The sequence below is a fragment of the Streptomyces sp. JJ66 genome (assembly GCF_019303495.1).
Classification (GTDB): domain Bacteria; phylum Actinomycetota; class Actinomycetes; order Streptomycetales; family Streptomycetaceae; genus Streptomyces.
The window spans coordinates 133,043-157,961 of sequence record NZ_JAEVFI010000009.1 but is presented as its reverse complement, the minus strand read 5'-3'; the positions used below and the strand labels follow the sequence as shown (position 1 = coordinate 157,961).

Annotated in this window: 19 protein-coding genes and 2 rRNA genes (1 of these 21 only partly in view); 18 read left to right on the top strand and 3 right to left on the bottom strand. The window is 73.1% G+C overall.

Annotated elements, in window-relative coordinates:
- Both JJV70_RS09120 and rrf read left to right on the top strand, forming a co-directional pair.
- A 23S ribosomal RNA gene (locus JJV70_RS09120) occupies positions 1 to 1,121 on the top strand (it extends 1,576 nt beyond the left edge of the window).
- 128 nt (positions 1,122 to 1,249) lie between these two features.
- Positions 1,250 to 1,366 (top strand): 5S ribosomal RNA (rrf, locus tag JJV70_RS09115).
- A gap of 477 nt (positions 1,367 to 1,843) precedes the next feature.
- Here the strand turns inward: rrf and JJV70_RS23185 are convergent.
- Positions 1,844 to 2,227 (bottom strand): hypothetical protein, encoded by a 384-nt coding sequence (locus tag JJV70_RS23185; RefSeq protein WP_219047259.1) that lies wholly within the window; start codon positions 2,225 to 2,227, stop codon positions 1,844 to 1,846.
- A 363-nt stretch (positions 2,228 to 2,590) separates the two neighbouring features.
- Here JJV70_RS23185 and JJV70_RS09105 point away from each other — a divergent pair, with 363 nt between their 5' ends.
- On the top strand, positions 2,591 to 3,355 hold the full coding sequence (locus JJV70_RS09105) for a tetratricopeptide repeat protein (protein ID WP_219047285.1): 765 nt from the start codon (positions 2,591 to 2,593) through the stop codon (positions 3,353 to 3,355).
- A gap of 208 nt (positions 3,356 to 3,563) precedes the next feature.
- On the opposite strand, the gene JJV70_RS09100 is transcribed toward JJV70_RS09105, so the two are convergent.
- On the bottom strand, positions 3,564 to 4,826 hold the full coding sequence (locus JJV70_RS09100) for a DUF1015 family protein (protein WP_219047258.1): 1,263 nt from the start codon (positions 4,824 to 4,826) through the stop codon (positions 3,564 to 3,566).
- Between the two features lie 218 nt (positions 4,827 to 5,044).
- Between JJV70_RS09100 and JJV70_RS09095 the strand changes: the two genes are divergently transcribed.
- From JJV70_RS09095 to recN, 5 genes are all read left to right on the top strand, one after another.
- Positions 5,045 to 6,055 carry an HAD hydrolase-like protein gene (locus JJV70_RS09095; RefSeq protein WP_219047257.1) on the top strand — a complete coding sequence of 337 codons (1,011 nt, stop codon included), beginning with the start codon at positions 5,045 to 5,047 and terminating at the stop codon, positions 6,053 to 6,055.
- A gap of 51 nt (positions 6,056 to 6,106) precedes the next feature.
- The gene (locus JJV70_RS09090; RefSeq protein ID WP_257573629.1) at positions 6,107 to 6,493 is read left to right on the top strand and encodes a hypothetical protein; all 387 of its coding nucleotides are present in this window, start codon (positions 6,107 to 6,109) and stop codon (positions 6,491 to 6,493) included.
- 7 nt (positions 6,494 to 6,500) lie between these two features.
- Entirely contained in the window at positions 6,501 to 7,322 is an 822-nt protein-coding gene (locus JJV70_RS09085; protein WP_219047256.1) for a TlyA family RNA methyltransferase, read from the top strand.
- Positions 7,319 to 8,227, top strand: a complete 909-nt coding sequence (locus JJV70_RS09080) for an NAD kinase (protein ID WP_219047255.1) — start codon at positions 7,319 to 7,321, stop codon at positions 8,225 to 8,227. The genes JJV70_RS09085 and JJV70_RS09080 overlap by 4 nt, the downstream gene beginning before the upstream one ends.
- Positions 8,228 to 8,306: 79 nt before the next feature.
- Complete coding sequence (gene recN, locus JJV70_RS09075; protein WP_219047254.1) at positions 8,307 to 10,049, top strand: DNA repair protein RecN; 1,743 nt, start codon at positions 8,307 to 8,309, stop codon at positions 10,047 to 10,049.
- Between the two features lie 123 nt (positions 10,050 to 10,172).
- On the opposite strand, the gene JJV70_RS09070 is transcribed toward recN, so the two are convergent.
- The gene (locus tag JJV70_RS09070) at positions 10,173 to 11,981 is read right to left on the bottom strand and encodes a glycoside hydrolase family 15 protein (protein ID WP_219047253.1); all 1,809 of its coding nucleotides are present in this window, start codon (positions 11,979 to 11,981) and stop codon (positions 10,173 to 10,175) included.
- Positions 11,982 to 12,372: 391 nt separating this feature from the next.
- Here JJV70_RS09070 and JJV70_RS09065 point away from each other — a divergent pair, with 391 nt between their 5' ends.
- From JJV70_RS09065 to JJV70_RS09020, 10 genes are all read left to right on the top strand, one after another.
- A complete protein-coding gene (locus tag JJV70_RS09065) occupies positions 12,373 to 14,019 on the top strand; it encodes a CTP synthase (protein ID WP_219047252.1) in 1,647 nt (548 codons plus the stop codon).
- A complete protein-coding gene (locus JJV70_RS09060) occupies positions 14,019 to 14,651 on the top strand; it encodes an NUDIX hydrolase (RefSeq protein ID WP_219047251.1) in 633 nt (210 codons plus the stop codon). Before JJV70_RS09065 ends, JJV70_RS09060 begins: the two co-directional genes overlap by 1 nt.
- A gap of 222 nt (positions 14,652 to 14,873) precedes the next feature.
- Positions 14,874 to 17,063, top strand: a complete 2,190-nt coding sequence (locus tag JJV70_RS09055; RefSeq protein WP_308294751.1) for a tetratricopeptide repeat protein — start codon at positions 14,874 to 14,876, stop codon at positions 17,061 to 17,063.
- 222 nt (positions 17,064 to 17,285) lie between these two features.
- Positions 17,286 to 18,401, top strand: coding sequence for an alanine dehydrogenase (gene ald / locus JJV70_RS09050; protein ID WP_219047282.1), 1,116 nt, complete (start codon positions 17,286 to 17,288; stop codon positions 18,399 to 18,401).
- A gap of 383 nt (positions 18,402 to 18,784) precedes the next feature.
- The gene (locus tag JJV70_RS09045) at positions 18,785 to 19,957 is read left to right on the top strand and encodes a ParA family protein (RefSeq protein ID WP_219047250.1); all 1,173 of its coding nucleotides are present in this window, start codon (positions 18,785 to 18,787) and stop codon (positions 19,955 to 19,957) included.
- Positions 19,942 to 20,526, top strand: a complete 585-nt coding sequence (locus JJV70_RS09040) for a hypothetical protein (RefSeq protein WP_219047249.1) — start codon at positions 19,942 to 19,944, stop codon at positions 20,524 to 20,526. Before JJV70_RS09045 ends, JJV70_RS09040 begins: the two co-directional genes overlap by 16 nt.
- A gap of 127 nt (positions 20,527 to 20,653) precedes the next feature.
- Complete coding sequence (locus tag JJV70_RS09035) at positions 20,654 to 21,844, top strand: ScpA family protein (protein ID WP_257573628.1); 1,191 nt, start codon at positions 20,654 to 20,656, stop codon at positions 21,842 to 21,844.
- Positions 21,841 to 22,521 (top strand): SMC-Scp complex subunit ScpB, encoded by a 681-nt coding sequence (gene scpB / locus JJV70_RS09030; protein ID WP_374227264.1) that lies wholly within the window; start codon positions 21,841 to 21,843, stop codon positions 22,519 to 22,521. Before JJV70_RS09035 ends, scpB begins: the two co-directional genes overlap by 4 nt.
- Positions 22,522 to 22,531: 10 nt before the next feature.
- Positions 22,532 to 23,671, top strand: a complete 1,140-nt coding sequence (locus JJV70_RS09025; RefSeq protein WP_219047279.1) for a pseudouridine synthase — start codon at positions 22,532 to 22,534, stop codon at positions 23,669 to 23,671.
- A 1-nt stretch (position 23,672) separates the two neighbouring features.
- On the top strand, positions 23,673 to 24,761 hold the full coding sequence (locus JJV70_RS09020) for a prephenate dehydrogenase (protein WP_219047248.1): 1,089 nt from the start codon (positions 23,673 to 23,675) through the stop codon (positions 24,759 to 24,761).
- The last annotated feature ends 158 nt before the right edge of the window (positions 24,762 to 24,919 follow it).

Sequence of the window (24,919 nt, the reverse complement as noted above, 5' to 3'; positions counted from 1 at the left end):
TGAGCTGGGGGTGGCCGCAGAGACCAGCGAGAAGCGACTGTTTACTAAAAACACAGGTCCGTGCGAAGCTGTAAGGCGATGTATACGGACTGACGCCTGCCCGGTGCTGGAACGTTAAGGGGACCGGTTAGCTCTATTTCGGTAGGGCGAGGCTGAGAACTTAAGCGCCAGTAAACGGCGGTGGTAACTATAACCATCCTAAGGTAGCGAAATTCCTTGTCGGGTAAGTTCCGACCTGCACGAATGGCGTAACGACTTCTTGACTGTCTCAACCATAGGCCCGGTGAAATTGCAGTACGAGTAAAGATGCTCGTTTCGCGCAGCAGGACGGAAAGACCCCGGGACCTTTACTATAGCTTGATATTGGTGTTCGGTTCGGCTTGTGTAGGATAGGTGGGAGACTGTGAAGCTATCACGCTAGTGGTGGTGGAGTCGTTGTTGAAATACCACTCTGGTCGTGCTGGATGTCTAACCTGGGTCCGTGATCCGGATCAGGGACAGTGTCTGGTGGGTAGTTTAACTGGGGCGGTTGCCTCCTAAAGGGTAACGGAGGCGCCCAAAGGTTCCCTCAGCCTGGTTGGTCATCAGGTGGTGAGTGTAAGTGCACAAGGGAGCTTGACTGTGAGACTGACGGGTCGAGCAGGGACGAAAGTCGGGACTAGTGATCCGGCGGTGGCTTGTGGAAGCGCCGTCGCTCAACGGATAAAAGGTACCCCGGGGATAACAGGCTGATCTTCCCCAAGAGTCCATATCGACGGGATGGTTTGGCACCTCGATGTCGGCTCGTCGCATCCTGGGGCTGGAGTCGGTCCCAAGGGTTGGGCTGTTCGCCCATTAAAGCGGTACGCGAGCTGGGTTTAGAACGTCGTGAGACAGTTCGGTCCCTATCCGCTGTGCGCGTAGGAGTCTTGAGAAGGGCTGTCCCTAGTACGAGAGGACCGGGACGGACGGACCTCTGGTGTGCCAGTTGTTCTGCCAAGGGCATGGCTGGTTGGCTACGTTCGGAAAGGATAACCGCTGAAAGCATCTAAGCGGGAAGCCTGCTTCGAGATGAGGNCCGGATATGGAAGCCCTGTAAGGGGTGGAGTTGACCGGTACTAATAGGCCGAGGGCTTGTCCATAGATGCTTCGCGTCCACTGTGTAGCTCCCAGGCAGCAAACAGCTTGCCGGTGAGTTGGGTCATTAACTGAACAGAGTGCTTGTTCGCTGACCTTGTCAGACTTCCGCTCTTCGGAGCGGTGATAGGGTTTCGGTGGTTATAGCGTTAGGGGAACGCCCGGTTACATTCCGAACCCGGAAGCTAAGCCTTTCAGCGCCGATGGTACTGCATGCGGGAGCGTGTGGGAGAGTAGGACGCCGCCGAACAATCTTTGAGGACCGCTGGTCCCAGCGACATGCTGGGACCAGCGGTCTTTTTTGTTTTCCGCGCGCCCGCAGGGGGCGAGCGCGCGACATCGAATGTGAAACACGGAGCTAGGAGACACCCCCATGTCGAATTCATCTGAGGAGCGGCCGGACCGGCCTGAGAGGTCCGAGCGCCCGCGTCGTTCCGGCTCCGGCGACCGTGGCGGGTACCGGGGTGGTGACCGTCGCGACCCCCGCCAGGGCGGGTTTCGCCGGGACCGGGACGACCGTCCGCGCGGGCCGCGCCGAGACGATGACCGTGACCGAGGTGGGTACCGGGGCGGCGACCGCCGTGACCCCGGTCAGGGCGGGTTTCGCCGGGACCGGGACGACCGTCCGCGCGGGCCGCGCCGGAACGATGACCGTGACCGAGGTGGATTCCGCCCGGACCGGCGTGACGGCGGGGGCTTCCGCCGGGAAGACGACCGGCGGGGTGGATCAGGTGGCTTCGGGCGCTCGGGTGAGCGACGAGATGACCGCCGCGACGACCGTCGGGACGCTCGTGGAGGATTCCGGCGGCACGATGGCGGGGGCTTCCGCCGTGACGAGCGCGGCGGTTACCGGCGTGACGAGCGGGGTGGGTCCGGCGGCCGGGAGGAGCGTCCGCGCGGTGAGCGCCGGGAGTTCCGTCGGGACGAGCGGCGCGATGACGACCGGGGCTTCCGGCGCGACGATCAGCGTGGTTTCCGCCGGGAGGAGCGGCCACGGTTCGTCCGGGGTGACCGGCCGGAGCGACCCCGAGGTGGTGAACGGGGCGATGACCGGCGTCCGTTCCGCCGCGACGACGACCGGGGCGGTCGGCGTGAGCGTCGTGACGTGCACGAGGGCCGCCGCACCGAGTGGCGTGACGACCGTCCCGACTACCGCCGTGGCGACCGTCCCGACTACCGCCGTGGCGACCGTCCCGACTACCGCCGTGAGCACCGCCGCGACGACCGTCCCGACTACCGGCGCGACGACCGACGAGAGCCCCGGCGGGACGAGGGGCAGGAACGGCCCCGGGGCGGCTACCGCCATGACGAGCGCGGGGGCCGTCGTCCCTATGGCGGTGCACGGCGTGACGACCGTGGCCGGGATGGCTTCCGTTCCGGTGGTGGGCCGCGAGGCCCGCGCGGTGACGGCTACCGGCGGGACGACCGGCGCGACAACTGGCGAGACGAGCGTCCGCGCGAGTTCGTGCGCCGACTGCCGATCCCCGAGGACGTCACCGGCGAGGAGATCGACAAGGACGTCAAGCAGGAGCTGATGAGCCTGCCGAAGACGCTCGCCGAAGACGTGGCCAAGAACCTGGTCATGGTCGCCCGGACCCTGGAGGAAGACCCGGAGCAGGCGTACGGGTACGCCAAGGTGGCGCTGCGGCTCGCTTCGCGCGTGCCCGCCGTGCGGGAGGCGATGGGCTTCGCGGCGTACGGGAGCCAGAAGTACGCCGAGGCACTGGCCGAGTTCCGGGCGGCGCGGCGTATGACGGGTTCGCAGCACCTGTGGCCGGTGATGGCCGACTGCGAACGCGGGATGGGCCGCCCGGAGAAGGCGCTTGCCATGGCGGGGGAGCCGGAGGTGCACAAGCTCGACAAGGCGGGCCAGGTGGAGATGCGCCTGGTGGCCGCCGGGGCACGGCGCGACATGGGCCAGCTGGAGGCCGCTGTTGTCACGCTGCAGAGCCCGGAGCTGGCCTCGGGTTCGGTGCAGCCGTGGTCGGCGCGGTTGCGGTACGCGTATGCCGACGCGCTGCTGGCCGTGGGCCGTGAGGCGGAGGCGCGCGAGTGGTTCGCCAAGGCGCTGGAGGCGGACCAGAGCGGGGTGACGGACGCGTCGGACCGCCTGGCGGAGCTGGACGGGATCGAGTTCCTGGACGCCTTCGACCCGGAGGCAGAGGAGGAGCCGCAGGCTACGGAGGGCGCTCCCGCCGCCGACGACGGCGCCGCTTCCGGAGAGCGTCCGGAGCGCTGAGTCGCGCGCTGCCCCGGTAGCTGCGAGGTGGTGGGCGGTACCCGAGTCAGTCGGGTGCCGCCCACCAGCGGTTCGGCGGCCACAGGCACACGCGTCGGCGTGGGCGGCGGCCCCGCTGCCCCGGGGCTCGGCGGCGTGCGGCAGCTCCGTGACGGTGAGCCCGACCGGAGTGAGGAGGACGCCAGCCGGTGGGGCTGCGCCGCCCGGATCAGCCGGGGGCGTCGAGGGTGCGCAGGACCAGGCCCGTGGCGGGTTTGGGGCCGAAGGACGTGGACTTGCGGGGCATCGTGACACCCTGCTGAGCCAGCTCGCGGACCGTGGACTCCGCGACCGGGCGCATCAGCACCGCCGTGCCGCCGGTGTGCTCCGCCTTGGCCACGGCCGCCTCCGCGCAGTGCAGGTAACCGATGTGCGCGGGACCGTCGGGCACCCGCCACACCGCGTCGAGCAGCGCGGCGTGCAGGACGGTGGCGTCCAGGGTGCGCCACGCGGCGGGGCGGTCGGCGCGCACGGTGCGGGACAGCAGGCCCGGGTCGGGACGGTCGATGAGGTGGAAGGCGCCGGGGCCGCCGGACAGGAGGAACGCGGTGCCCTCGGCCTCCGCGAGGGCTTCCAGCGCCGCCGGGAGCGGGCCGGGCAGCGGACGGGCACGGAAGGCGCCCGCCAGCCCGGCGAGCGCGGCGGCGGGCGTCAGGTGCGGCAGGAAGCGGTGGATGGCGGCGACGCGCAGCGGGTAGCGCACCGTGTCCACCAGCAGCACCAGGCCGTGGTTCCACTCGGGCCGCTCGGGGTGGGTCTCCCGCAGCCGCAGGTAGGTGGCCCAGCGGTGGTGGCCGTCGGCGATCAGCGCGCGGCGGTGCGTCAGGTCGGCGTCCACCTCGGCGAGTTCGGCCGCGTCGGTCACCGCCCACAGGCGGTGCGCGAAACCGTCCGTGGTGGTCGTGGACAGCAGGGGGGCCCGTTTGGCCGCCCGCTCGATGACGGCCGCCGCGCCCGTCGCCGTGCCCTCACCCCGGTAGGACAGCAGCAGCGGTTCCAGGTTGGCGCCGGTCTCGCGCATCAGCGCCAGCCGGTCCTCGACCACCTGCGGCATCACGTCCTCGTGCGGCAGGACGACGCCCTCCCCGGGCGGGGTGAGCCGCAGGGCGCCGATCAGCCCGCGTTGCAGCGACTCGCCGTGGCGCTGCTCGTAGACGTACAGCGCTGGCTCCGCGTCGCGCGTCAGGACGCCGTCGGCCTCCCACTCGCGCAGCGTCTCGGCCGCCTTGCGGTGCCGGGCGGACGGGTCGGCGGTGTGCGGGAGGATGAGGCGGACGATGTTGTACGGGTCGGCGGTCTCCAGCTGTTCCACCTGGTCAGGCCGGACGACGACGTCATAGGGCGGCGAGGTGACGGCGGCGAGACTGCCCACCCGCTCCGGCGCGTAGCGCAGACCACGGAAGGGGACCAGGCGCAGACCGTCAGCATGCATCCCAGCATGCTAAGCCGGGTTACGGTCCTTACCGGGAGCCGGGGGCAGGATGGCCGGAACGCTCGCCCCGCCGAACGATCCACCGCACGCCGAACGATCCACCCAACGCCGAACGATCCACCCAACGCCGAGCGATCCACCGAACGACGAGCGATGACTCGCACGAGAGACGATCACCGCACCACAGCGATCCGCTTCACCAGGAGGAGACACCCGCCATGCTGCGATCCTGCGGGCAGCCGCTGCACGCCGCGTACGACACCGCCCTGCTCGACCTGGACGGCGTCGTCTACCGGGGCGGCGAAGCGGTCCCGCACGCCGTGCCCGCGCTGGACGCGGCGCGGGCGGCCGGGATGCGGCTGGCCTACGTCACCAACAACGCCGCCCGCACGCCCCGGACGGTGGCCGGACACCTGACGTCACTCGGGGTGGCCGCGACGCCGGAGGACGTGGTCACCTCGGCGCAGGCGGTCGCCCGGCTCATCGCCGAGCAGCACCCGCCGGGCGCGCGCGTGCTGTGCGTGGGCGGTGAGGGGCTCCGGGTGGCTCTGGGGGAGCGGGGGCTGACGCTCGTGGACTCGGCCGACGACAACCCCGTGGCGGTGGTCCAGGGCTACGGCGGGCCGGAGTTGGCCTGGGCCCGGCTGGCTGAGGCAGCGTTCGCGGTCGGACGCGGCGCGGCCTGGTACGCGTCCAACACCGACCTCACCATCCCCAGCGGACGCGGCATCGCCCCGGGCAACGGAGCGGCGGTGGAGGTGGTGCGCATCGCCACCCGGTGGATGCGGGACGCGCCCGAGCCGCAGGTCGCCGGGAAGCCGCTGCCGCCGATGCACCGGGAGACGATTCTGCGCACGGGGGCGCGGCGGCCCCTGGTCGTGGGGGACCGGCTGGACACCGACATCGAGGGCGCCCACGCGGGCGGCGTGGACGCGCTGCTGGTCCTGACCGGGGTGACGGATGCCGCCGGGCTGGTGCGGGCGCGGCCGGAGCACCGTCCGGCCTACGTGGCCGCCGATCTGCGCGGGCTGGCCGCCCCGCACGCCGCGCCCGTGCGCACCGGCACCGCGTTCGCCTGCGGTGGGTGGGCCGCTGACGTGGTGGGCGGCGCTCTGGTGCTCGACGGGGAGGGTGAGCCCTTCGACGGGCTCCGGGCGCTGTGCGCCGCCGCGTGGGCGGCCGACTACCACGGTCCGGTGGACAAGGCGGTCGCGGCGCTGGGTTTCTGACGCTGGCGGTGCCCGCCGCTTGCGGGCGTGGGGCCGTGTAGCGTCGGGGCCATGGATCGCAGGGACGAGGACGCCGTGCCGCAGACCCCCACCGCGTGGCTCCCGGCGGCGCCGGAAGCCCGGCCCGGGGTGGCGCCGGAAGCCCGGGCCGGGGTGGCGCCGGACGCAGGCGCTGAGCACGCCGATTCGGTGGCCGGTGACACCCACGCCACGTCCGTGCCCGCCGACGCTGGTACCGAAGACGGCCAGCCCGCCGGGCCGCGTCCGCTCGGCGTGGCCGTCACGCCCACCGGGCACCCGGAGGTGGACGCGCGGCTGCGGCGGCTCGCGGACGCCGACCGGCTGGAGGTCTCCGCACACCTGGAGGTGTACGAGAATGTGCACCACGGTCTGCGCAGCACGCTGACCGCGCTCGACCAGCACGACCCCGGGAGCTGAACCGCACGTGGCCGCCACACGCCCACGCCGTGCCCGCCTCGACGCGGAGCTGGTGCGCCGCAAGCTGGCCCGCTCCCGCGAGCACGCCGGGCAGCTCATCGCGGCCGGCCGCGTCACCGTGGGCGGCACGACGGCCGCGAAGTCCGCCACGCAGGTCGAGACGGGCGCGGCCATCGTCGTGCGCGCCGACGAGGGTGACCCCGACTACGTCTCCCGGGGCGGTCACAAGCTCGCCGGTGCCCTGGCCGCCTTCACCCCGCGCGGGCTGGCCGTGCGCGGCCGCACCGCGCTGGACGCCGGAGCCTCCACCGGCGGCTTCACCGACGTGCTGCTGCGCGCCGGGGCCGCGCGCGTGTTCGCCGTGGATGTCGGCTACGGACAGCTCGCGTGGAGTCTGCGCAGCGACGAGCGCGTCATCGTCAAGGACCGCACCAACGTGCGCGAACTGACCCCGCGGACCCTCGACGGGCAGCGGGTCGATCTCGTCGTGGGCGACCTGTCCTTCATCCCGCTCGGCCTGGTGCTGCCCGCCCTCCTCGCCTGCACGGCACCGGACGCCGACCTGGTGCTCATGGTCAAGCCCCAGTTCGAGGTGGGGCGCGAACGGCTCGGCAGCGGTGGCGTCGTCCGCAGCCGTGAACTGCGCGCCGACGCCGTCCGTACGGTGGGACGGCAGGCCGCCGGTCTGGGTCTGGGTGTGCTCGGTGTCACCGCCAGCCCGCTGCCCGGACCGTCCGGCAATGTCGAATACTTCTTGTGGCTGCGTGCCGGGGCGCCCGACCTCGACCCGGCCGACGTGGACCGAGCCGTGGCGGAGGGGCCCCAGTGATCAGCGACAGTCACCAGCGCACCGTCTTCCTGCTCGCCCACACCGGCCGGCCGGCCGCCATCCGCAGCGCCGAACTCGTCGTGCAGGGCCTGCTGCGGCACGGGCTGGGGGTGCGCGTGCTGGCCGACGAGGCCCGCGACCTGCCGCTGCCCAGCGCCGTCGAGGTGGTGGACGGCGGCGGCGACCTGCTGGCCGGGTGCGAACTGCTCGTCGTCCTCGGCGGCGACGGGACGCTGCTGCGCGGCGCGGAGTTCGCCCGCGCCTCCGGTGTGCCGATGCTCGGCGTGAACCTCGGCCGCGTCGGCTTCCTCGCCGAAGCCGAACGCGACGACCTCGAACGGGTGGTGAACCGCGTCGTCGCCCGGGACTACGAGGTCGAGGAACGCATGACCATCGACGTCCTGGTACGCAACGGCGGCAGCGACGGCGACCCCCTCTACACCGGCTGGGCGCTGAACGAGGCGTCGGTGGAGAAGGCGGCCCGCGAACGCATGCTGGAGGTCGTCACCGAAGTGGACGGCCGCCCGGTGTCCCGCTTCGGCGGCGACGGCGTGGTGTGCGCGACGCCGACCGGCTCCACGGCCTACGCCTTCTCGGCAGGCGGCCCGGTGGTGTGGCCGGAGGTGGAGGCGCTGCTGATGGTCCCGATCAGCGCCCACGCGCTGTTCGCCAAACCGCTGGTCACCTCGCCCAAGTCGGTGCTGGCCGTCGAGGTGCAGGCGCACACCCCCAACGGCGTGCTGTGGTGCGACGGCCGCCGCACGGTGGAGCTTCCCGCGGGCGCCCGCGTCGAGGTGCGCCGGGGCGCCGTCCCCGTCCGCCTCGCCCGCCTCCACCACGCCTCCTTCACCGACCGGCTGGTCGCCAAGTTCGCCCTCCCGGTGGCGGGCTGGCGCGGTCGCTGAACGCTGCCGCTGGGCGGCCACGAGGCGAGGGGCGGCGGAATCGGTGGGCACCGGAGCCGGAAGGTGCGGGGGACCGCGTATGGTCGTAGCCGTGTTGGAGGAGATGCGGATTCAGGCCCTCGGCGTGATCGACGACGCCGCGTTCGAACTGTCTCCCGGCTTCACCGCGGTGACCGGTGAGACGGGCGCGGGCAAGACGATGGTCGTCACCAGCCTCGGCCTGCTGCTTGGGGGGCGCGCGGACGCGGGACTGGTCCGCGTGGGCGCCAGGGCCGCCGTCGTGGAGGGCCGCGTCGCCGTCCCGGGCGATGCGCCCGCCGCCCGCCGCGCCGTCGAGGCGGGTGCGGAGCTGGACGAGGACGCGCTCATCATCACCCGCACCCTGTCCGCCGAGGGACGCTCCCGCGCGCACCTGGGCGGGCGTTCCGTGCCGGTCGGCCTGCTCGCCGAGCTGAGCGACGACCTGGTGGCCGTGCACGGCCAGACCGACCAGCAGGGCCTGCTGCGCCCCGCCCGGCAGCGGCAGGCGCTCGACCGGTACGCCGGGGACGCCGTCGCCGCGCCGCTCGCTCAGTGGACGCGGGCGTACCGGCGGCTGCGCGAGGTCAGCGCCGAGCTGGCCGAGCTGACCACCCGGGCCCGCGAACGTGCCCAGGAGGCGGACCTGTTGCGGTTCGGGCTGGAGGAGGTGGCCGCCGCCGAACCCCGCCCCGGCGAGGACGCCGAACTGGCCGCCGAGGCCGAACGCCTGGGCCACGCCGAGGCGCTGGCGTCGGCCGCCGTCACCGCGCACGGAGCGCTCGCCGGGGACCCGGCCGATCCCGAGTCGGTGGACGCGAACGCCCTGGTCTTTGGCGCCCACCGCGCGCTGGACGCCGTACGGGCCCACGACCCGGCGCTCGCCCAGCTCGCCGACCGGCTCGGTGAGGTACAGATCCTGCTCGCCGACATCGCCGGGGAACTCGCGGGCTACCCCGACGCGCTGGAGGCCGATCCGCTGCGGCTGGCCGCCGTCGAGGAGCGCCGCGCCGTGCTCGGCCAGCTCACCCGCAAGTACGGCGAGGACCTCACCGCCGTGCTCGCCTGGGCCGAGGACGGCGCCGCCCGCCTCGCGGAGCTGGAGGGCGACGACGACCGCATCGGCGAACTCACCGCCGAACGCGACACCCTGCGCGCCGAACTGACCCGCCTGGCCGGAGTCCTCACCGACGCCCGCGCCGACGCCGCCAAACGCTTCGCCGACGCCGTCACCGAGGAGCTGGCCGAACTGGCCATGCCGCACGCCCGCGTCTCCTTCGCGCTGAACCGGAGCGAGGACGCCGACGGGCTCGACATCGACGGCCACCGGATCGCCTTCGGCCCGCACGGCACCGACGAGGTGGAGCTGCTGCTCGCGCCGCACCCCGGGGCACAGCCCCGGCCGATCGCCAAAAGTGCCTCCGGCGGTGAGCTGTCCCGCGTGATGCTGGCCGTCGAGGTGGTCTTCGCCGGGTCCGACCCCGTGCCCACCTACCTGTTCGACGAGGTGGACGCGGGGGTGGGCGGCATGGCGGCGGTGGAGGTCGGACGCCGCCTGGCCCGGCTGGCGCGCACCGCGCAGGTCGTTGTCGTCACGCATCTGCCGCAGGTCGCCGCGTTCGCCGACCGGCACCTGGCCGTGCGCAAGACCAGCGACGGCTCGGTCACCCGCAGCGGCGTGCAGGCGCTGGACGGGGAGGAACGGGTCCGCGAACTCTCCCGGATGCTGGCGGGCCAGGAGGACTCCGAACTCGCCCGTGCCCACGCCGAGGAACTCCTCGCCGCCGCCCGCGCCGACCGCTGACCGCCGCCCGCGCCTGCCAGCCGCTCACCGAACGAAAGCGGGTATCCCCGCCGAACCTCCGGCGCCGACCGCTCCGCCCCGGCGCCCGGCCCTGGCCCGGGCCGGGCGCCGGGGCGGGCCGGGTCAGCCGCCGTAGGCGCCGGAGGCGGTCAGCCGCAGCGCGGTGTCGATCAGCGGCACGTGGCTGAACGCCTGCGGGAAGTTGCCGACTTGCCGCTTGAGCTGCGGGTCCCACTCCTCCGCGAGGAGCCCCAGGTCGTTGCGCAGCGACAGCAGCCGCTCAAACAGCTGCCGGGCCTCGTCCACCCGGCCGATCATCGCCAGGTCGTCGGCGAGCCAGAACGAGCAGGCCAGGAACGCGCCCTCGTCGCCCTCCAGGCCGTCCACCCCGGCCTCCTCGCCCATCGTCGGGTAGCGCACCACGAAGCCGTCCTCGGTGGACAGTTCGCGCTGGATGGCCTCGATGGTGCCGATGACCCGCTTGTCGTCCGGCGGCAGGAAGCCCATCTGCGGAATCAGCAGCAGCGAGGCGTCCAGCTCCTTGGAGCCGTAGGACTGGGTGAAGGTGTTGCGCTCCTTGTCGTAGCCCTTCTCGCACACCGTGCGGTGGATCTCGTCGCGCAGATCCCGCCAGCGGTCCAGCGGGCCGTCCACCTCACCGGACTCGATGAGCTTGATGGTGCGGTCCACCGCGACCCAGGCCATCACCTTGGAGTGCACGAAGTGGCGGCGCGGGCCGCGCACCTCCCAGATGCCCTCGTCCGGCTCGTCCCAGTGGTCCTCCAGATACCGGATGAGCTTGAGCTGGAGCACGCTCGCGTAGTCGTTGCGGGCCAGCCCGGTCATGTGCGCCAGGTGCAGCGCCTCGGTGACCTCGCCGTAGACGTCGAGCTGGAGCTGCCCGGCCGCGCCGTTGCCCACCCGCACCGGGGTGGAACCCTCGTAGCCCGCCAGCCACGTCAGTTCCGTCTCGCCCAGCTCGCGTTCGCCGGCGATGCCGTACATGATCTGCAGGTTCTCCGGGTCGCCGGCGACCGCGCGCAGCAGCCACTCGCGCCACGCCCGCGCCTCGTCCCGGTAGCCGGTGCGCAGCAGCGAGGACAGGGTGATCGCCGCGTCCCGCAGCCAGGTGAAGCGGTAGTCCCAGTTGCGGACGCCGCCGATGTTCTCGGGCAGCGAGGTGGTGGGCGCCGCCACGATGCCGCCGGTCGGGGCGTAGGTGAGCGCCTTCAGCGTGATCAGCGAGCGGATCACCGGCTCCCGGTAGGGGCCGTGGTAGGTGCACTGCGCCACCCACTCGCGCCAGAACTCCTCGGTGTTCTCCAGCGCGACGAACGGCTCCGGGTACGGCGGGGGCTTGAGGTGGGACGCCTGCCAGCTGATGGTGAACGTCACCTTCTCGCCCGGCGCGACGGTGAAGTCCGAGTACGTCGTCAGATCCTTGCCGTAGGTCTCCGCGTCGGTGTCCAGCCACACGGAGTCGGGTCCGGCGACGGCGACGGTGCGGTGGTCCACCTTGTGCACCCACGGCACCACCCAGCCGTAGGAGAAGCGCATGCGCAGCGCGGACGTCATCGGCACCCGCCCGCTGACGCCCTCGACGACGCGGACCAGCTGCGGGGCCCCGTCACGCGGCGGCATGAAGTCCGTCACCCGGACGGTGCCGCGGTCGGTGTCCCACTCGGACTCCAGGATCAGCGAGTCCCCGCGATAGCGGCGGCGGGTGGCGGGCTGCGGTTCGGCGTCGCCGACCGGTGTGGGGCCCAGCCGCCAGAACCCGTTCTCCTCGGTCCCGAGCAGTCCGGCGAAGATGGCGTGCGAGTCGAAACGCGGCAGGCACAGCCAGTCGGCGGTGCCGTCGCGGCAGATCAGGGCTGCGGTCTGCATGTCCCCGATGAGTGCGTAGTCCTCGATGCGCCCGGCCACAGGCATCTCCAGTCGAACGGCGGTGACGCCCCCCGTGGGACGTACGAGATCTTGATTTCTGCCCAGCGAGTATCGGAGCAGCATACGACGTGAGGCGGCGAAAGTGCCCTCTCGTCACGATAGGCGGACGGCGGTGCTCTGGTCACATCGTCAGGCCGACTCGAAACGGTCACCCGGCCAGCAGCAGGCCGCTGGATCAGCCGGTGGCCCGGTGGGCGGTGGCCGCCCGCCGGACGCCAGGCGGCCAGCTGGCTGATACCCTGGTAGCCCGTGGACCGGAGGGTGCTGCGTCCCGCACGACAGGCCCTGCGAACCTCAGGCAGCGGCACCCCGGCTTCGGCCCGGACGGGCGCCGGTGCGCACCCCACCTCGCGACCACGGGAGCCCCCTCTTGGCCATGCCACCCAAGTCCATGACGACCAAGCACATCTTCGTCACCGGGGGTGTCGCCTCCTCGCTCGGCAAGGGCCTGACCGCGTCCAGCCTCGGCGCCCTGCTCAAGGCGCGCGGCCTGCGGGTCACCATGCAGAAGCTGGACCCGTACCTCAACGTCGATCCGGGCACCATGAACCCGTTCCAGCACGGTGAGGTGTTCGTCACCAATGACGGCGCCGAGACGGACCTGGACATCGGCCACTACGAGCGCTTCCTCGACGTCGATCTCGACGGCTCCGCCAACGTCACCACCGGGCAGATCTACTCCTCGGTCATCGCCAAGGAGCGGCGCGGCGACTACCTCGGTGACACCGTTCAGGTGATCCCGCACATCACCAACGAGATCAAGCACCGCATCCGCCGCCTGGCCACCGACGAGGTGGACGTCGTCATCACCGAGGTCGGCGGCACCGTCGGCGACATCGAGTCGCTGCCCTTCCTGGAAGCCGTGCGCCAGGTGCGGCACGAGGTCGGCCGCGACAACGTCTTCGTCACGCACATCTCGCTGCTGCCCTACATCGGCCCCTCCGGCGAGCTGAAGACCAAGCCCACCCAGCACTCGGTGGCCGCGCTGCGCAACATCGGCATCCAGCCCGACGCGATCGTGCTGCGCGCTGACCGCGAGGTGCCCACCTCCATCAAGCGCAAGATCTCGCTGATGTGCGACGTGGACGAGGCCGCCGTCGTCGCCGCCATCGACGCCAAGTCGATCTACGACATCCCCAAGGTGCTGCACGGCGAAGGGCTGGACGCCTACGTGGTGCGCCGCCTGGACCTGCCGTTCCGCGACGTGGACTGGACCCAGTGGGACGACCTGCTCGGCCGCGTCCACCAGCCCGACCACGAGGTGACGGTCGCGCTCGTCGGCAAGTACATCGACCTGCCCGACGCCTACCTTTCGGTCACCGAGGCGCTGCGCGCGGGCGGCTTCGCCAACCGCACCCGGGTCACCATCAAGTGGGTCACCTCCGACGAGTGCAAGGCCCCCGGAGCCGCCGAACGCCTGCTCGGCGACGTGGACGCGATCTGCATCCCCGGCGGCTTCGGCGAGCGCGGCGTGGAGGGCAAGGTGGCGGCCATCCGCTACGCCCGCGAGAACCGGGTGCCGCTGCTGGGCCTGTGCCTGGGCTTGCAGTGCGTCATCATCGAGGCCGCCCGCAACCTGGCCGGTATCGAGGGCGCCGACTCCACCGAGTTCGACCCCGCCGCCCAGCACCCGGTGGTCTCCACCATGGCCGAACAGCTCGACATCGTCGCCGGTGAGGGCGACCTGGGCGGCACCATGCGGCTCGGCCTGTACCCGGCCAAGCTCGCCGAGGGCTCCATCGTCCGCGAGGTGTACGGCGGCGAGCCGTACGTGGAGGAGCGGCACCGCCACCGCTACGAGGTCAACAACGCCTACCGGGGCGAGCTGGAGAAGGCGCAGCTGGTGTTCTCCGGTACCTCCCCGGACAACAAGCTGGTGGAGTACGTCGAGTACCCGCGCGAGACGCACCCCTACCTGGTGGCCACCCAGGCCCACCCGGAGCTGCGCTCCCGCCCGACCCGGCCGCACCCGCTGTTCGCCGGGCTCGTCAAGGCCGCCGTCGAGCGTCAGCAGGGCGCCTGATGAGCGAGCGCTACACCGACACCGCGCAGGAGTGGCCCGTCACCGGCACGGCCACGCCGTTCACCGGCAACAAGACCGGTGTGCGCACCGATCAGGTGGTCATGCCCGACGGCTCGGCCGTCAGCCGCGACTACCAGACCCACCCCGGCTCGGTCGCCATCCTCGCGCTGGACGACACCGGCCGGGTGGTCGTCGTCAAGCAGTACCGGCACCCGGTGCGGCACAAGCTGTGGGAGATCCCGGCCGGGCTGCTGGACGTGCCCGGCGAGAACCCGCTGCTCGCCGCGCAGCGCGAGCTGTACGAGGAGGCCCACGTCAAGGCCGAGGACTGGCGCGTGCTCACCGACGTCTACACCAGCCCCGGCGGCTCGGACGAAGCGGTGCGCATCTTCCTCGCGCGGGAGCTCTCGGCGGTGGAGGGCGAGCGGTTCGAGGTCGCCGAGGAGGAGGCCGACATGGAGCTGGCCCGCGTCCCGCTGCCCGGCCTGGTGCGCGGTGTCCTCGCCGGTGACCTGCACAACACCTGCCTGGCGGTCGGCGTGCTGGCCCTGCACGCCGCGCTGAGCACGGACGGCCTGGACCAGCTTCGCCCCGCGGACGCCGCCTGGCCCGCGCGGCCCTACCCCGCCTGAGCGCCCGCGCACCTGGCTCCCGTTCCCCGGCTCGGGGACGGGAGCCAGACGCGGCCGGTGCATACGGCCGCCCCGGAGCCCGGCGGGCAGGAGGCGGTGCCCGCACCGGGCGCGGGATTCCGCGCGGCAGTGACCCGGGGGCGTGCTCCGTGGCGGTGACCGGGCGGGCACAGCGCACGTCGCTGCCGTCCGGGCCGATCACCGCTGCACTACGCTCGGCCCGTGACGGATCACGGTGTGCACAGCGGGCCGGACGCCGGGACACCGGCCTTCCACGGGCGTGAGCGCGAACTCGCCGCGCTGCGCGAAGACGTCGAGCGGGCCGGGCTGGACACCCTCGCCGGACGCCTCGCACCACGCTCCCGCGTCCTGCTCATCGCCGGGGACCCCGGCTGCGGCCGCACCACGCTCGCCGAGGAGTTCGCCCGCCGCGCGGCCGACGCGTACCCCGACGGGGTGCTGCGTGCCCGCCTCACCGACCCCGGCGGCCTGCCCGTCCCCGTCGAGCGCGCCGCCCGGGACCTGCTCGACGCGCTTGGCGTCCTTGCCCCGCCCGGTGCGGACGCCGACGAGCTGACCGAGACTCTGCGCGCCGCTCTGCGCGAGCGCCGGGCCCTGCTGCTCCTGGACGACGTGGCGGCGGCCGAACAGCTCACCGAGGTGCTGCCCGACAGCCCCGGCTCTGTGGTCCTCGCCACCGCCGAGGGGCCGCTCAGCGGCGTGCAGGACGTGCGCCCCTGCACCCTCGGCGGCCTCGACACCCCGGCCGCCGTCGCCCTCATCGCCCAGCGCGCCGGGTCGGAGGTCCGCATCACCGTGGACCCGCGGGCGGCCGAGCGGCTCGCCCACAGCTGCGGGCACCACGCCACCGCGCTGACCCTGGCCGGGGGCTGGCTCGCCGCCCACCCGCACGCCTCCGTGCTGGAGGCCGCCCGTACGGTCGCCGCCACCGAGGGCACGGGCACGCCCGTCGAGCGGACGTTCCGGCTGCTGTACGGCACGCTCAGCGCCTTTGGCGCCCGGCTGCTGCGCCTGCTGTGCCTGGCCCCGGACGGCCTGGTGGACGCCGCGCTGGCCGCCGGGCTCGCCGGGTGCTCGGTGCCGTTCGCCCGGGACCAGCTGACCGAGTTCGCCCGGCTCGGGCTGCTGCGCCCCCTGCCCGCCGACGCCTACCGGGTGCCCGGCTGCCTGGACCCGCTGCTGCGCGCGGAGCTGGCGGCCGCCGAACGTCCCGCCGAGCGGCAGCTGGCCCGGGCCCGGCTGCTGGAGCGCGCGGTGCGGCAGCTGCACGCCTGCTGGGCGGTGACCCAGCCACCCGGCTCCGCGCCGCGCCGCGAGCTGGGCGACCAGCCCCGCGCCCTGCGCTTCGCGACTCCGGGGGAGGCCGCCGACTGGCTGGACACGCGGCTGCCCGCGCTGCTGGCCGGGGCGCGCCTGGCCGTCGCCGACGGAGAGCTGGACACCCTCGCCCGCCGCTTCAGCGCCGCGCTCGCCCGCGCCCTGGCCGCCCACCGGCCCCCGGAACGCACCGCGCCCGAGCAGTACCGGTTGCACGAACTGGTGCTGGACGTCGCCGAACGCCGTGGCCTGCACCAGGAGCGGGCCGCCGCCCTGCTGAACCTCGGCGACCTGGATGCCTGGACCGGGCGGCCCCGGGTGGCGCTGGACCGCTACCGCGCGGCGCTGGCCGCCGTCCGTGCTGGCGGTGGCGGCGACACCGAGGCGGCGGTCCGCGCGATGGACTCCCTCGGCGGGACGTACGCGGAGCTGACCGACTGGCCACGGGCCGCCGACTGGTACGGGCGGGCGCTCGCGCTGTGCCAGTCCCGGGGCGACCGGGACGGCATCGCCCGGCTGCACGGCCGCCTGGGCGCGGTGCACCTGTACGCCGGGCAGTGGGGCGAGGCGCTGCGCTGCTGGCGGGCGGCGGCCGCCGCGTACAAGCGGCTGCGGAATCCACAGGCCCACGCCCGGGCGCTGAGCGAGGTGGCCCGGGTCCAGGAGTACGCCGGGCGCCCGCACGAGTCGCTGCGCACCGGCTACCTGGCGCTGGAGCGGGCGCGCCAGGCTGGCGACGTCCGGCTGGAGGCCGCGCTGTGCCTGCGGCTGGCCGACGCCTGTGCCCGGGTCGGCGACACCGGCGGTTCCGCCGCCCACCGGGCCGCCGCTGAGCGCCTGCTGGCCCGCACCGAGGGCGCCCCCGGCGCTGGCGGCGCCCTCGGCGAGCCCCGGTCACCGGCCGTTCCCGCTCCGTCAAGGCCCAGCGGCGTGCGGTCCACCGCCGCGTCCGGTGCGCGGGACGCGGCGCGGAGCGGGACGGACGGTGCCCGCGCCGCCCGGGCGCCGGTCGCCACCGGTGCGGAGCCGCCCGTGACCGGCGTGAACGAGGACCCGGATGGCCGCCACTCGTGAGGCCCACCTACGAAATCCATAGTGATCCCGGAAAAGATTCCTGCTTTGTAAGGCTAGACAGGACGCAGTCCTTCATTAGACTGGCAGAGTCGTGGTCATCCCGACCGCTGCCCGGCTGCTCCCGTTATGCCGCCTTTATCCTGTTGTAAGGGCTGGTGGGTGCCGGGAGCCGGATGCACCCGGCACCCACCAGCACCCCCGAAGGCAAGGACCGTGATCGACGTGAAGGTCGGTATCCCCCGCGAGGTCAAGAACAACGAGTTCCGCGTGGCCATCACGCCGGCCGGCGTGCTCGAACTCGTCCGCAACGGACACCAGGTCTGTGTGGAGCGGAGCGCCGGTGCCGGCTCCTCCATCGACGACGCCGAGTACGTGGCCGCGGGTGCCACCATCCTCGACACCGCGGACGAGGTGTGGGCCACCGCCGACCTGCTGCTGAAGGTCAAGGAGCCGATCGCGGAGGAGTACCACCGGCTCCGCAAGGACCAGACGCTCTTCACCTACCTCCACCTCGCCGCCTCCCGCGAGTGCACCGACGCCCTGCTGGAGTCGGGAACCACGGCCATCGCCTACGAGACGGTCGAGACGGCGAGCCGCGCGCTGCCGCTGCTGGCCCCGATGTCCGAGGTGGCCGGGCGGATCGCGCCGCAGGTGGGCGCCTACCACCTGATGCGCTCCGCTGGCGGCCGGGGCGTGCTGCCGGGCGGCGTGCCGGGTGTGCACGCGGCCAGGGCCGTGGTCATCGGCGGCGGCGTCTCCGGCTGGAACGCCACGCAGATCGCCGTGGGCCTCGGCTTCCACGTCACGCTGCTGGACAAGGACGTCAGCAAGCTGCGTGAGGCCGACAAGATCTTCGGCACCAAGGTCCGTCCGATCGCCTCCAACGCCCTGGAGCTGGAGAAGGCCGTACGGGAGGCCGACCTGGTCATCGGCGCGGTGCTCATCCCGGGCGCCAAGGCCCCGAAGCTGGTCACCAACGAGCTGGTGTCCCGGATGAAGCCGGGAAGTGTCCTTGTCGATATCGCGATCGACCAGGGCGGCTGCTTCGAGGACTCCCGTCCCACCACGCACGCCGAGCCGACGTTCCGCGTGCACGACTCGGTGTTCTACTGCGTCGCCAACATGCCCGGCGCCGTGCCCAACACCTCCACCTACGCGCTGACCAACGCCACGCTGCCCTACATCCTGGAGCTGGCCAACCGGGGCTGGGCCGAGGCGCTGCGCCGCGACGCCGCGCTGGCCAAGGGCCTGAACACCCACGACGGCAAGGTCGTCTACGGCCCGGTGGCCGAGGCGCACGGCCTGGAGCGCGTGGACCTCGCCGACCTGCTCGGCTGACCACCGCACGCCCCTTGACGTGCCGCAGCGCGTCAAGGCCGGTGGTCAACATCACCGGTTCCGGCGGCCCCGGCCGGATCACCCCTACCCGTGATCCGGCCGGGGCCGCCTCATGTGTCCGCAGCGGCGCGGCGGTTGACGGCTGGGCGGGGCAACTCGCGGGAAATATTACTGTTCAACCGATTCGCGGCCCCCCGGAACGCCTTCACCCGGCCCCGTTACGCCCTTGACAAGAGGGTGTTCGGTTCCCGGTGCATCGTGCTGGCTCTGACGGTTTGTGTTGCTGCGGACGACCGACTCGCCATAGAGTCACCAAACGTCGGCATGGTGCCAGACTGACCTGTCTACAAGTTCCCTGGTCGGCATTGGAGGTAAGACGACTTGTGAATGAGTCGACATTTTCTCCCGGGGGTGGTCTGCCAGGCACGCCCGCGCCGGGCCAGGAACTCGCCGGGCGGGGAGCTGTCGGCTCCGTCGCTGTCCGCACCTTCACCGCACACCAGGACTCCTCGACCATGACAGCCCATCAGAGCCAGCAGGCCCAGCAGAGCGCGGACGCGGCCGGGGGCGAGACCGACCCCGGCCACCTCCCCGACGGGTACGCCGAGCACACCGAACTGCCCGAAGGTCACTTCTACGACCCCGACGCCGAGTTCGAACCCGACCCCGAGTACGCCGCGACGCTCGCGCCCGACGCGGCCCGCCAGCGCCGCGAGCGCATCGGCCCCACCGGCCGCCCGCTGCCGTACTTCCCGATCCCGGGCCCCGTCAGCGAGCACGGCCCCGCGAAGATCATCGCGATGTGCAACCAGAAGGGCGGCGTCGGCAAGACCACGTCCACCATCAACCTCGGCGCCGCGCTCGCCGAGTACGGACGCCGCGTCCTCCTCGTGGACTTCGACCCGCAGGGCGCCCTGTCCGTCGGTCTCGGCGTCAACCCGATGGAGCTGGACCTCACCGTCTACAACCTGCTCATGGAGCGGGGCATGTCCAGCGACGAGGTGCTGCTCAAGACCGCCGTCGCCGGGATGGACCTGCTGCCGAGCAACATCGACCTGTCGGCCGCCGAGGTGCAGCTCGTCAGCGAGGTGGCGCGCGAGTCCACGCTCCAGCGCGCCCTCGAACCGCTGCTGCCCGACTACGACTTCGTCGTCATCGACTGCCAGCCCTCGCTCGGCCTGCTCACCGTCAACGCGCTCACCGCCGCGCACAAGGTGATCGTGCCGCTGGAGTGCGAGTTCTTCGCGCTGCGCGGTGTCGCGCTGCTGACGGAGACCATCGAGAAGGTGCAGGAGCGGCTGAACCCGCAGCTCGAACTCGACGGCATCCTGGCCACGATGTACGACTCGCGCACCGTGCACAGCCGCGAGGTGCTGGCCCGCGTCGTCGAGGCGTTCGACGACAACGTCTACCACACGGTCATCGGCCGCACCGTGCGCTTCCCGGAGACGACGGTCGCCGGTGAGCCCATCACCACCTACGCCTCCAACTCCGTCGGTGCCGCCGCGTACCGCCAGCTCGCCAGGGAGGTGCTCGCCCGGTGCCACGCCGAGTGAGTCTCCCGGCAGCCGACGAACTGTTCCGAACGACCGGCGGGCCGGGGGTTCAGCCCTCCCCGTCCCAGAGCGGTGGCACCGGCCCCCAGGCCGAACAGTCCCAGCAGCCGCGGCAGGACCAGCAACCGCGGCGACCGGCCGCGCCCGAGGAACACAGCGGACGCGGCGACCGGGCTGACGGGGGCGGTCGCGAGGCCCCCGCGCCCCGGCCCGCGTCCCGTCCGGCCGTGCCCGGGCAGCCCGGGAGCGCCGCGTCCGCCCCGCGTGGCGGTACGGGAGCGCCGAGCGGGGGGCGGCAGCCCGCCCCGGCAGGCGCCGGAGGCAACCCGCCGCGCCGCCGCAGCGCGCCCCGGCGGCCCAGCGGGCGGGAGCGGCACGACGAGAAGATCACCGTGTACGTCTCCGCCGAGGAGCTGATGGACCTCGAACACGCGCGGCTGGTGCTGCGCGGTGAGCACGGGCTGGCGGTCGATCGCGGCCGGATCGTGCGCGAGGCGGTCGCGGTCGTCCTCGCCGACCTGGAGGCCCGGGGCGACGCGAGCATCCTGGTCCGCCGCCTGCGCGGCTGACCCTGAACCGCTCCGGGCTCGCCGGACCGCCCGGGCACGGTGGAGCGCGGGCGCGGGCCAGTTCGCGCGGCCTGGAGCGTGGCGGCCACGGCCCGGGACCCGTGGCGGGCGATAAGGTGCGCACGCCATGAGCTCGCCCGAACCACCCGCCGCCGCCCGCCCCACCCGCCGGGCCCTGGGGCGCGGCGTCCCCCCGCCGCCCAGCACGGCGGCTGAGGAGACGAGCGGCACCGGACCGCTGGCCGCGAAAACTCCGCCGCCGCCCCCGGGCTCAGACGCCGCGTCCCCGGTGGAAGCACCCGAGCCTGCCACCTGCGATCCGAACGCACCCGACGTGCCGAACGCACCCGCACCGGATGAGCGGGTGGCTCCCCAGGCCCTGAGCGCGCCGCCCGCGCCGTCAGCGCCAAAGGACCCGGCGGCGGGGGTTGCGGACGCTCCGCCCCTGGCGGCTGACCCCACGGGAGCTGGCTCCCCAGCGCCCGCTTCCACGGAATCCGCGGCCTTCACCGTCGTACTGGACAACTTCGAGGGGCCGTTCGACCTGCTCCTTCAGCTCATCTCCAAGCACAAACTGGACGTGACCGAGGTCGCGCTCTCCCGGGTGACCGACGAGTTCATGGCGCACATCCGGGCCATGGGGCCTGACTGGGACCTGGACCAGACCACCGAGTTCCTGGTCGTCGCCGCCACCTTGCTGGACCTGAAGGCGGCCCGGCTGCTGCCGTCTGCCGAGGTGGAGGACGAGGCCGATCTCGCGCTGCTGGAGGCCCGCGACCTGCTGTTCGCCCGGCTCCTGCAGTACCGCGCGTACAAGCGGGTCGCCGACATCTTCGCCGACCGGCTGGCCGGGGAGGCGCGCCGCTTTCCGCGTACCGTCGGCCTGGAACCCCACCACGCCGAGCTGCTGCCGGACGTCGTCATCCGGATCGGCCCCGAGGGGTTCGCCCGGCTGGCGGTGAAGGCGATGCGGCCCAAGCCCAGGCCGCGGGTGTACATCGACCACATCCACGCGCCGCTGGTCAGCGTGCGTGAACAGGCCGAGGTCATCGTGACGCTGCTGCGCACGCGGGGCGCGGCCACCTTCGCGGAGCTGACGGCGGACGCGGGGGACACCCTCACCGTCGTCGCCCGGTTCCTGGCCCTGCTGGAGCTGTACCGGGAGCGGGCCGTCACGCTGGACCAGGACGAGGCGCTGGGCGCGCTCACCGTCCACTGGAGCGGCGCCGAGGACGCGGCGCCCCGCGTCACCGACGAGTTCGACCGGCAGCCCCAGCCCGAGGACGGGGCCGGGCCACAGGAGGCGAGCAGGCAGTGAGCGAGACCACAACCACCCCCGCACCCGAGGCGGCACCGGGCGAGGGCGGCCCGCCCGCCGGAGCCAGCCGCGTGGCCCAGCTGGAGCTGAAGCCCGCGCTGGAGGCGGTGCTGATGGTCGTGGACGAGCCAGCCACCGAGGAACACCTCGCCCGTGTCCTCCAGCGTCCGCGCCGCGCGGTGGCCGACGCCCTGCGCGAGCTGGCCGACGACTACGCCCGGCAGGGCCGTGGCTTCGAGCTGCGCTTCGTCGCCGGCGGCTGGCGCTTCTTCACCCGCCCCGAGTACGCGGACGCGGTCGAGGGCTTCGTGCTGGACGGCCAGCAGGCGCGACTGACGCAGGCGGCGCTGGAGACCCTGGCCGTCGTCGCCTACCGCCAGCCCGTCAGCCGCTCGCGGGTCTCCGCCGTGCGCGGCGTGAACTGCGACGGGGTCATGCGCACCCTGCTCCAGCGGGGCTTGCTGGAGGAGGCGGGCACCGAACCCGAGACAGGTGCGATCCTGTACGTGACGACGCACTACTTCCTGGAGCGGATGGGCCTGCGCGGTCTGGACGAGCTGCCGGAGCTCGCGCCCTTCCTCCCCGAGGCGGACGCGGTCGAGGGCGAGAGCCAGGAGGGCGTGCCGTCGTTCGAGGTAGATGCAGACGACGATGACAGCGGCGACGCTCGGACGTAAGACGGAATACATGCGAAGCAGCGGCAGGAACAGCGACCGGAACAACCGGGGCGCGACAGGCGGCCGGGACAACCGGCAGCGGCGCGACGGCGGCCGCCCCCGCCCGGAGGAGCGCCGCTACCCGACGACGGGTTCCCAGACCGGCGGCAAGCCGGGCGGCCAGGGCGGTCCGGGCGGCCAGTCGGCGCCCGGCCGGAGCGGCAAGCCCGCCCAGCCGGGCGCCAGGGGCGGGAAGGGCGGCCCGGGCGGGAAGGGCGGCCCGGGCACGAAGGGCGCGAAGGGCACGCCGGGGGGCAAGGGCGCCCAGGGCGGCAGGCCCCGGCGCACGGCGCCCGCCCGCTCCCGCGAGTACGACGCGCAGGTCGAGGAGCGCAACCGTGCCCGGCACGACAAGCCGGGCCTGAAGCTGCCCAAGACGTTCGACGAGCCGGAGGGGGAGCGCCTGCAGAAGGTGCTGGCCCGGGCCGGGATGGGCAGCCGTCGCGCCTGCGAGGAGCTGATCGAGCAGGCCCGCGTCGAGGTCAACGGGCGCATCGTGCTGGAACAGGGCCTGCGCGTGGACCCGGAGAAGGACGAGATCAAGGTGGACGGCCTGACCGTCGCCGCGCAGTCCTACCTGTTCTTCGCGCTGAACAAGCCCGCCGGTGTCGTCTCCTCCATGGAGGACCCGGAGGGCCGCCAGTGCCTGGGTGACTACGTGACCAACCGCGAGACGCGCCTGTTCCACGTCGGCCGGCTGGACACCGAGACCGAGGGCCTGATCCTGCTCACCAACCACGGCGAGCTGGCCCACCGCCTCACCCACCCCCGTTACGGCGTGACCAAGACCTACCTGGCCGCGATCCAGGGGCCGATCCCGCGCGACCTGGGCAAGCGGCTCAAGGACGGCGTCAAGCTGGACGACGGCTACGCGCGCGCCGACCACTTCAAGGTGGTGGAGAACACCGGGAAGAACTACCTGGTCGAGGTGGCGCTGCACGAGGGCCGCAAGCACATCGTGCGCCGCATGCTCGCCGAGGCGGGCTTCCCCGTGGACCGCCTGGTGCGGACCAAGTTCGGGCCGATCCCGCTGGGCGACCAGAAGTCGGGCTGGCTGCGGCGCCTGACCAATACCGAGGTCGGCATGCTGATGCGCGAGGTCGGCCTCTGACATGCGGACCGCACTGATCATCGGCACCGGCCTGATCGGCACCTCCGCCGCGCTCGCCCTCACCGCACGCGGCGTCACCGTCCACCTGCGCGACCGGGACACCGAGCAGGCCCGCACCGCCGCCGCACTGGGCGCCGGGACGGCCGAGCCGCCGCCGGGGCCGGTCGATCTGGCCGTCATCGCCGTGCCGCCCGCCCGGGTGGCCCCGGTGCTGGCCGAGGCGCAGCGCGCGGGCGTGGCGCGCGGCTACCTGGACGTCGCCAGCGTCAAGGGCGGCCCGCGCCGCGAGCTGGCCGACCTCGGCGGCGACCCGCGCACCTACCTGGGCACCCATCCCATGGCGGGCCGCGAGCAGTCCGGGCCGCTCGCGGCCACCGGCGACCTGTTCGAGGGCCGCCCGTGGGTGCTCACGCCCATGGCCGACACCGACACCGAGGTGCTGAACCTGGCGCTGGAACTGGTCGCGCTGTGCCGGGCGGTGCCCGTGGTGATGGACGCCGACGCCCACGACCGCGCCGTCGCGCTCGTCTCGCACACCCCGCAGCTGCTGTCCAGCCTGGTCGCGGCCCGGCTGGAGAGCGCGGACGAGACGGCGGTGCGGCTGTGCGGGCAGGGCATCCGCGACGTCACCCGCATCGCCGCCTCCGAGCCGCGCATGTGGCTGGACATCCTCTCCGCCAACCCCGGGCCGGTCGCCGACGTGCTCGCGGCCGTGGCGAGTGACCTGCAGGAGACGGTGCGCTCGTTGCGCGCGCTGGAGTCGGCCGACGACGCCAAGCGCCACGAGGGCTCCGGCGGCATCGAGGACGTGTTGCGGCGCGGCAACTCCGGACGGTCCCGCATCCCCGGCAAGCACGGCCAGACGCCGACGGCGTACGCGACGGTGGCGGTGCTCATCAGCGACCGCCCCGGCGAGCTGGCCCGGATCTTCGCCGACGCGGGCCAGGCGGGCGTCAACATCGAGGACGTGCGGATCGAGCACGCCACCGGGCAGCAGGCCGGGCACGTGCAGCTCATGGTCGAGCAGGCGGCCGCCGTCCGGCTCACGGAGGTGCTGCGCGAGCGCGGCTGGGCGATCCGGCAGACCTGAGGCGCGCCTCGTCCTCAGGCGCGCCTCCGGACGCCGCCCCGGCCTCAGGCGCGCCCGTCCTCAGGTGCGCGCCCGGTCGCCTGTCCGGCCTGGGGCGCGTCCGTCCGCAGGCGTGTGCCCTGGCCCCTCGGCCGTCCTCCGGGGGCGCCTCGCCCGCG

Excerpts from the sequence above, each read along its gene's own strand:
- JJV70_RS09090 (WP_257573629.1), top strand. The coding sequence starts at position 6,107 with ATGGATCGCAGGGACGAGGACGCCGTGCCGCAGACCCCCACCGCGTGG.
- JJV70_RS09100 (WP_219047258.1), bottom strand. The coding sequence starts at position 4,826 with ATGCATGCTGACGGTCTGCGCCTGGTCCCCTTCCGTGGTCTGCGCTAC.
- JJV70_RS09070 (WP_219047253.1), bottom strand. The coding sequence starts at position 11,981 with ATGCCTGTGGCCGGGCGCATCGAGGACTACGCACTCATCGGGGACATG.
- JJV70_RS09035 (WP_257573628.1), top strand. The coding sequence starts at position 20,654 with ATGAGCTCGCCCGAACCACCCGCCGCCGCCCGCCCCACCCGCCGGGCC.
- JJV70_RS09025 (WP_219047279.1), top strand. The coding sequence starts at position 22,532 with ATGCGAAGCAGCGGCAGGAACAGCGACCGGAACAACCGGGGCGCGACA.
- JJV70_RS09020 (WP_219047248.1), top strand. The coding sequence starts at position 23,673 with ATGCGGACCGCACTGATCATCGGCACCGGCCTGATCGGCACCTCCGCC.
- JJV70_RS09060 (WP_219047251.1), top strand. The coding sequence starts at position 14,019 with ATGAGCGAGCGCTACACCGACACCGCGCAGGAGTGGCCCGTCACCGGC.
- recN (WP_219047254.1), top strand. The coding sequence starts at position 8,307 with ATGGTCGTAGCCGTGTTGGAGGAGATGCGGATTCAGGCCCTCGGCGTG.
- JJV70_RS09095 (WP_219047257.1), top strand. The coding sequence starts at position 5,045 with ATGCTGCGATCCTGCGGGCAGCCGCTGCACGCCGCGTACGACACCGCC.
- JJV70_RS09065 (WP_219047252.1), top strand. The coding sequence starts at position 12,373 with ATGCCACCCAAGTCCATGACGACCAAGCACATCTTCGTCACCGGGGGT.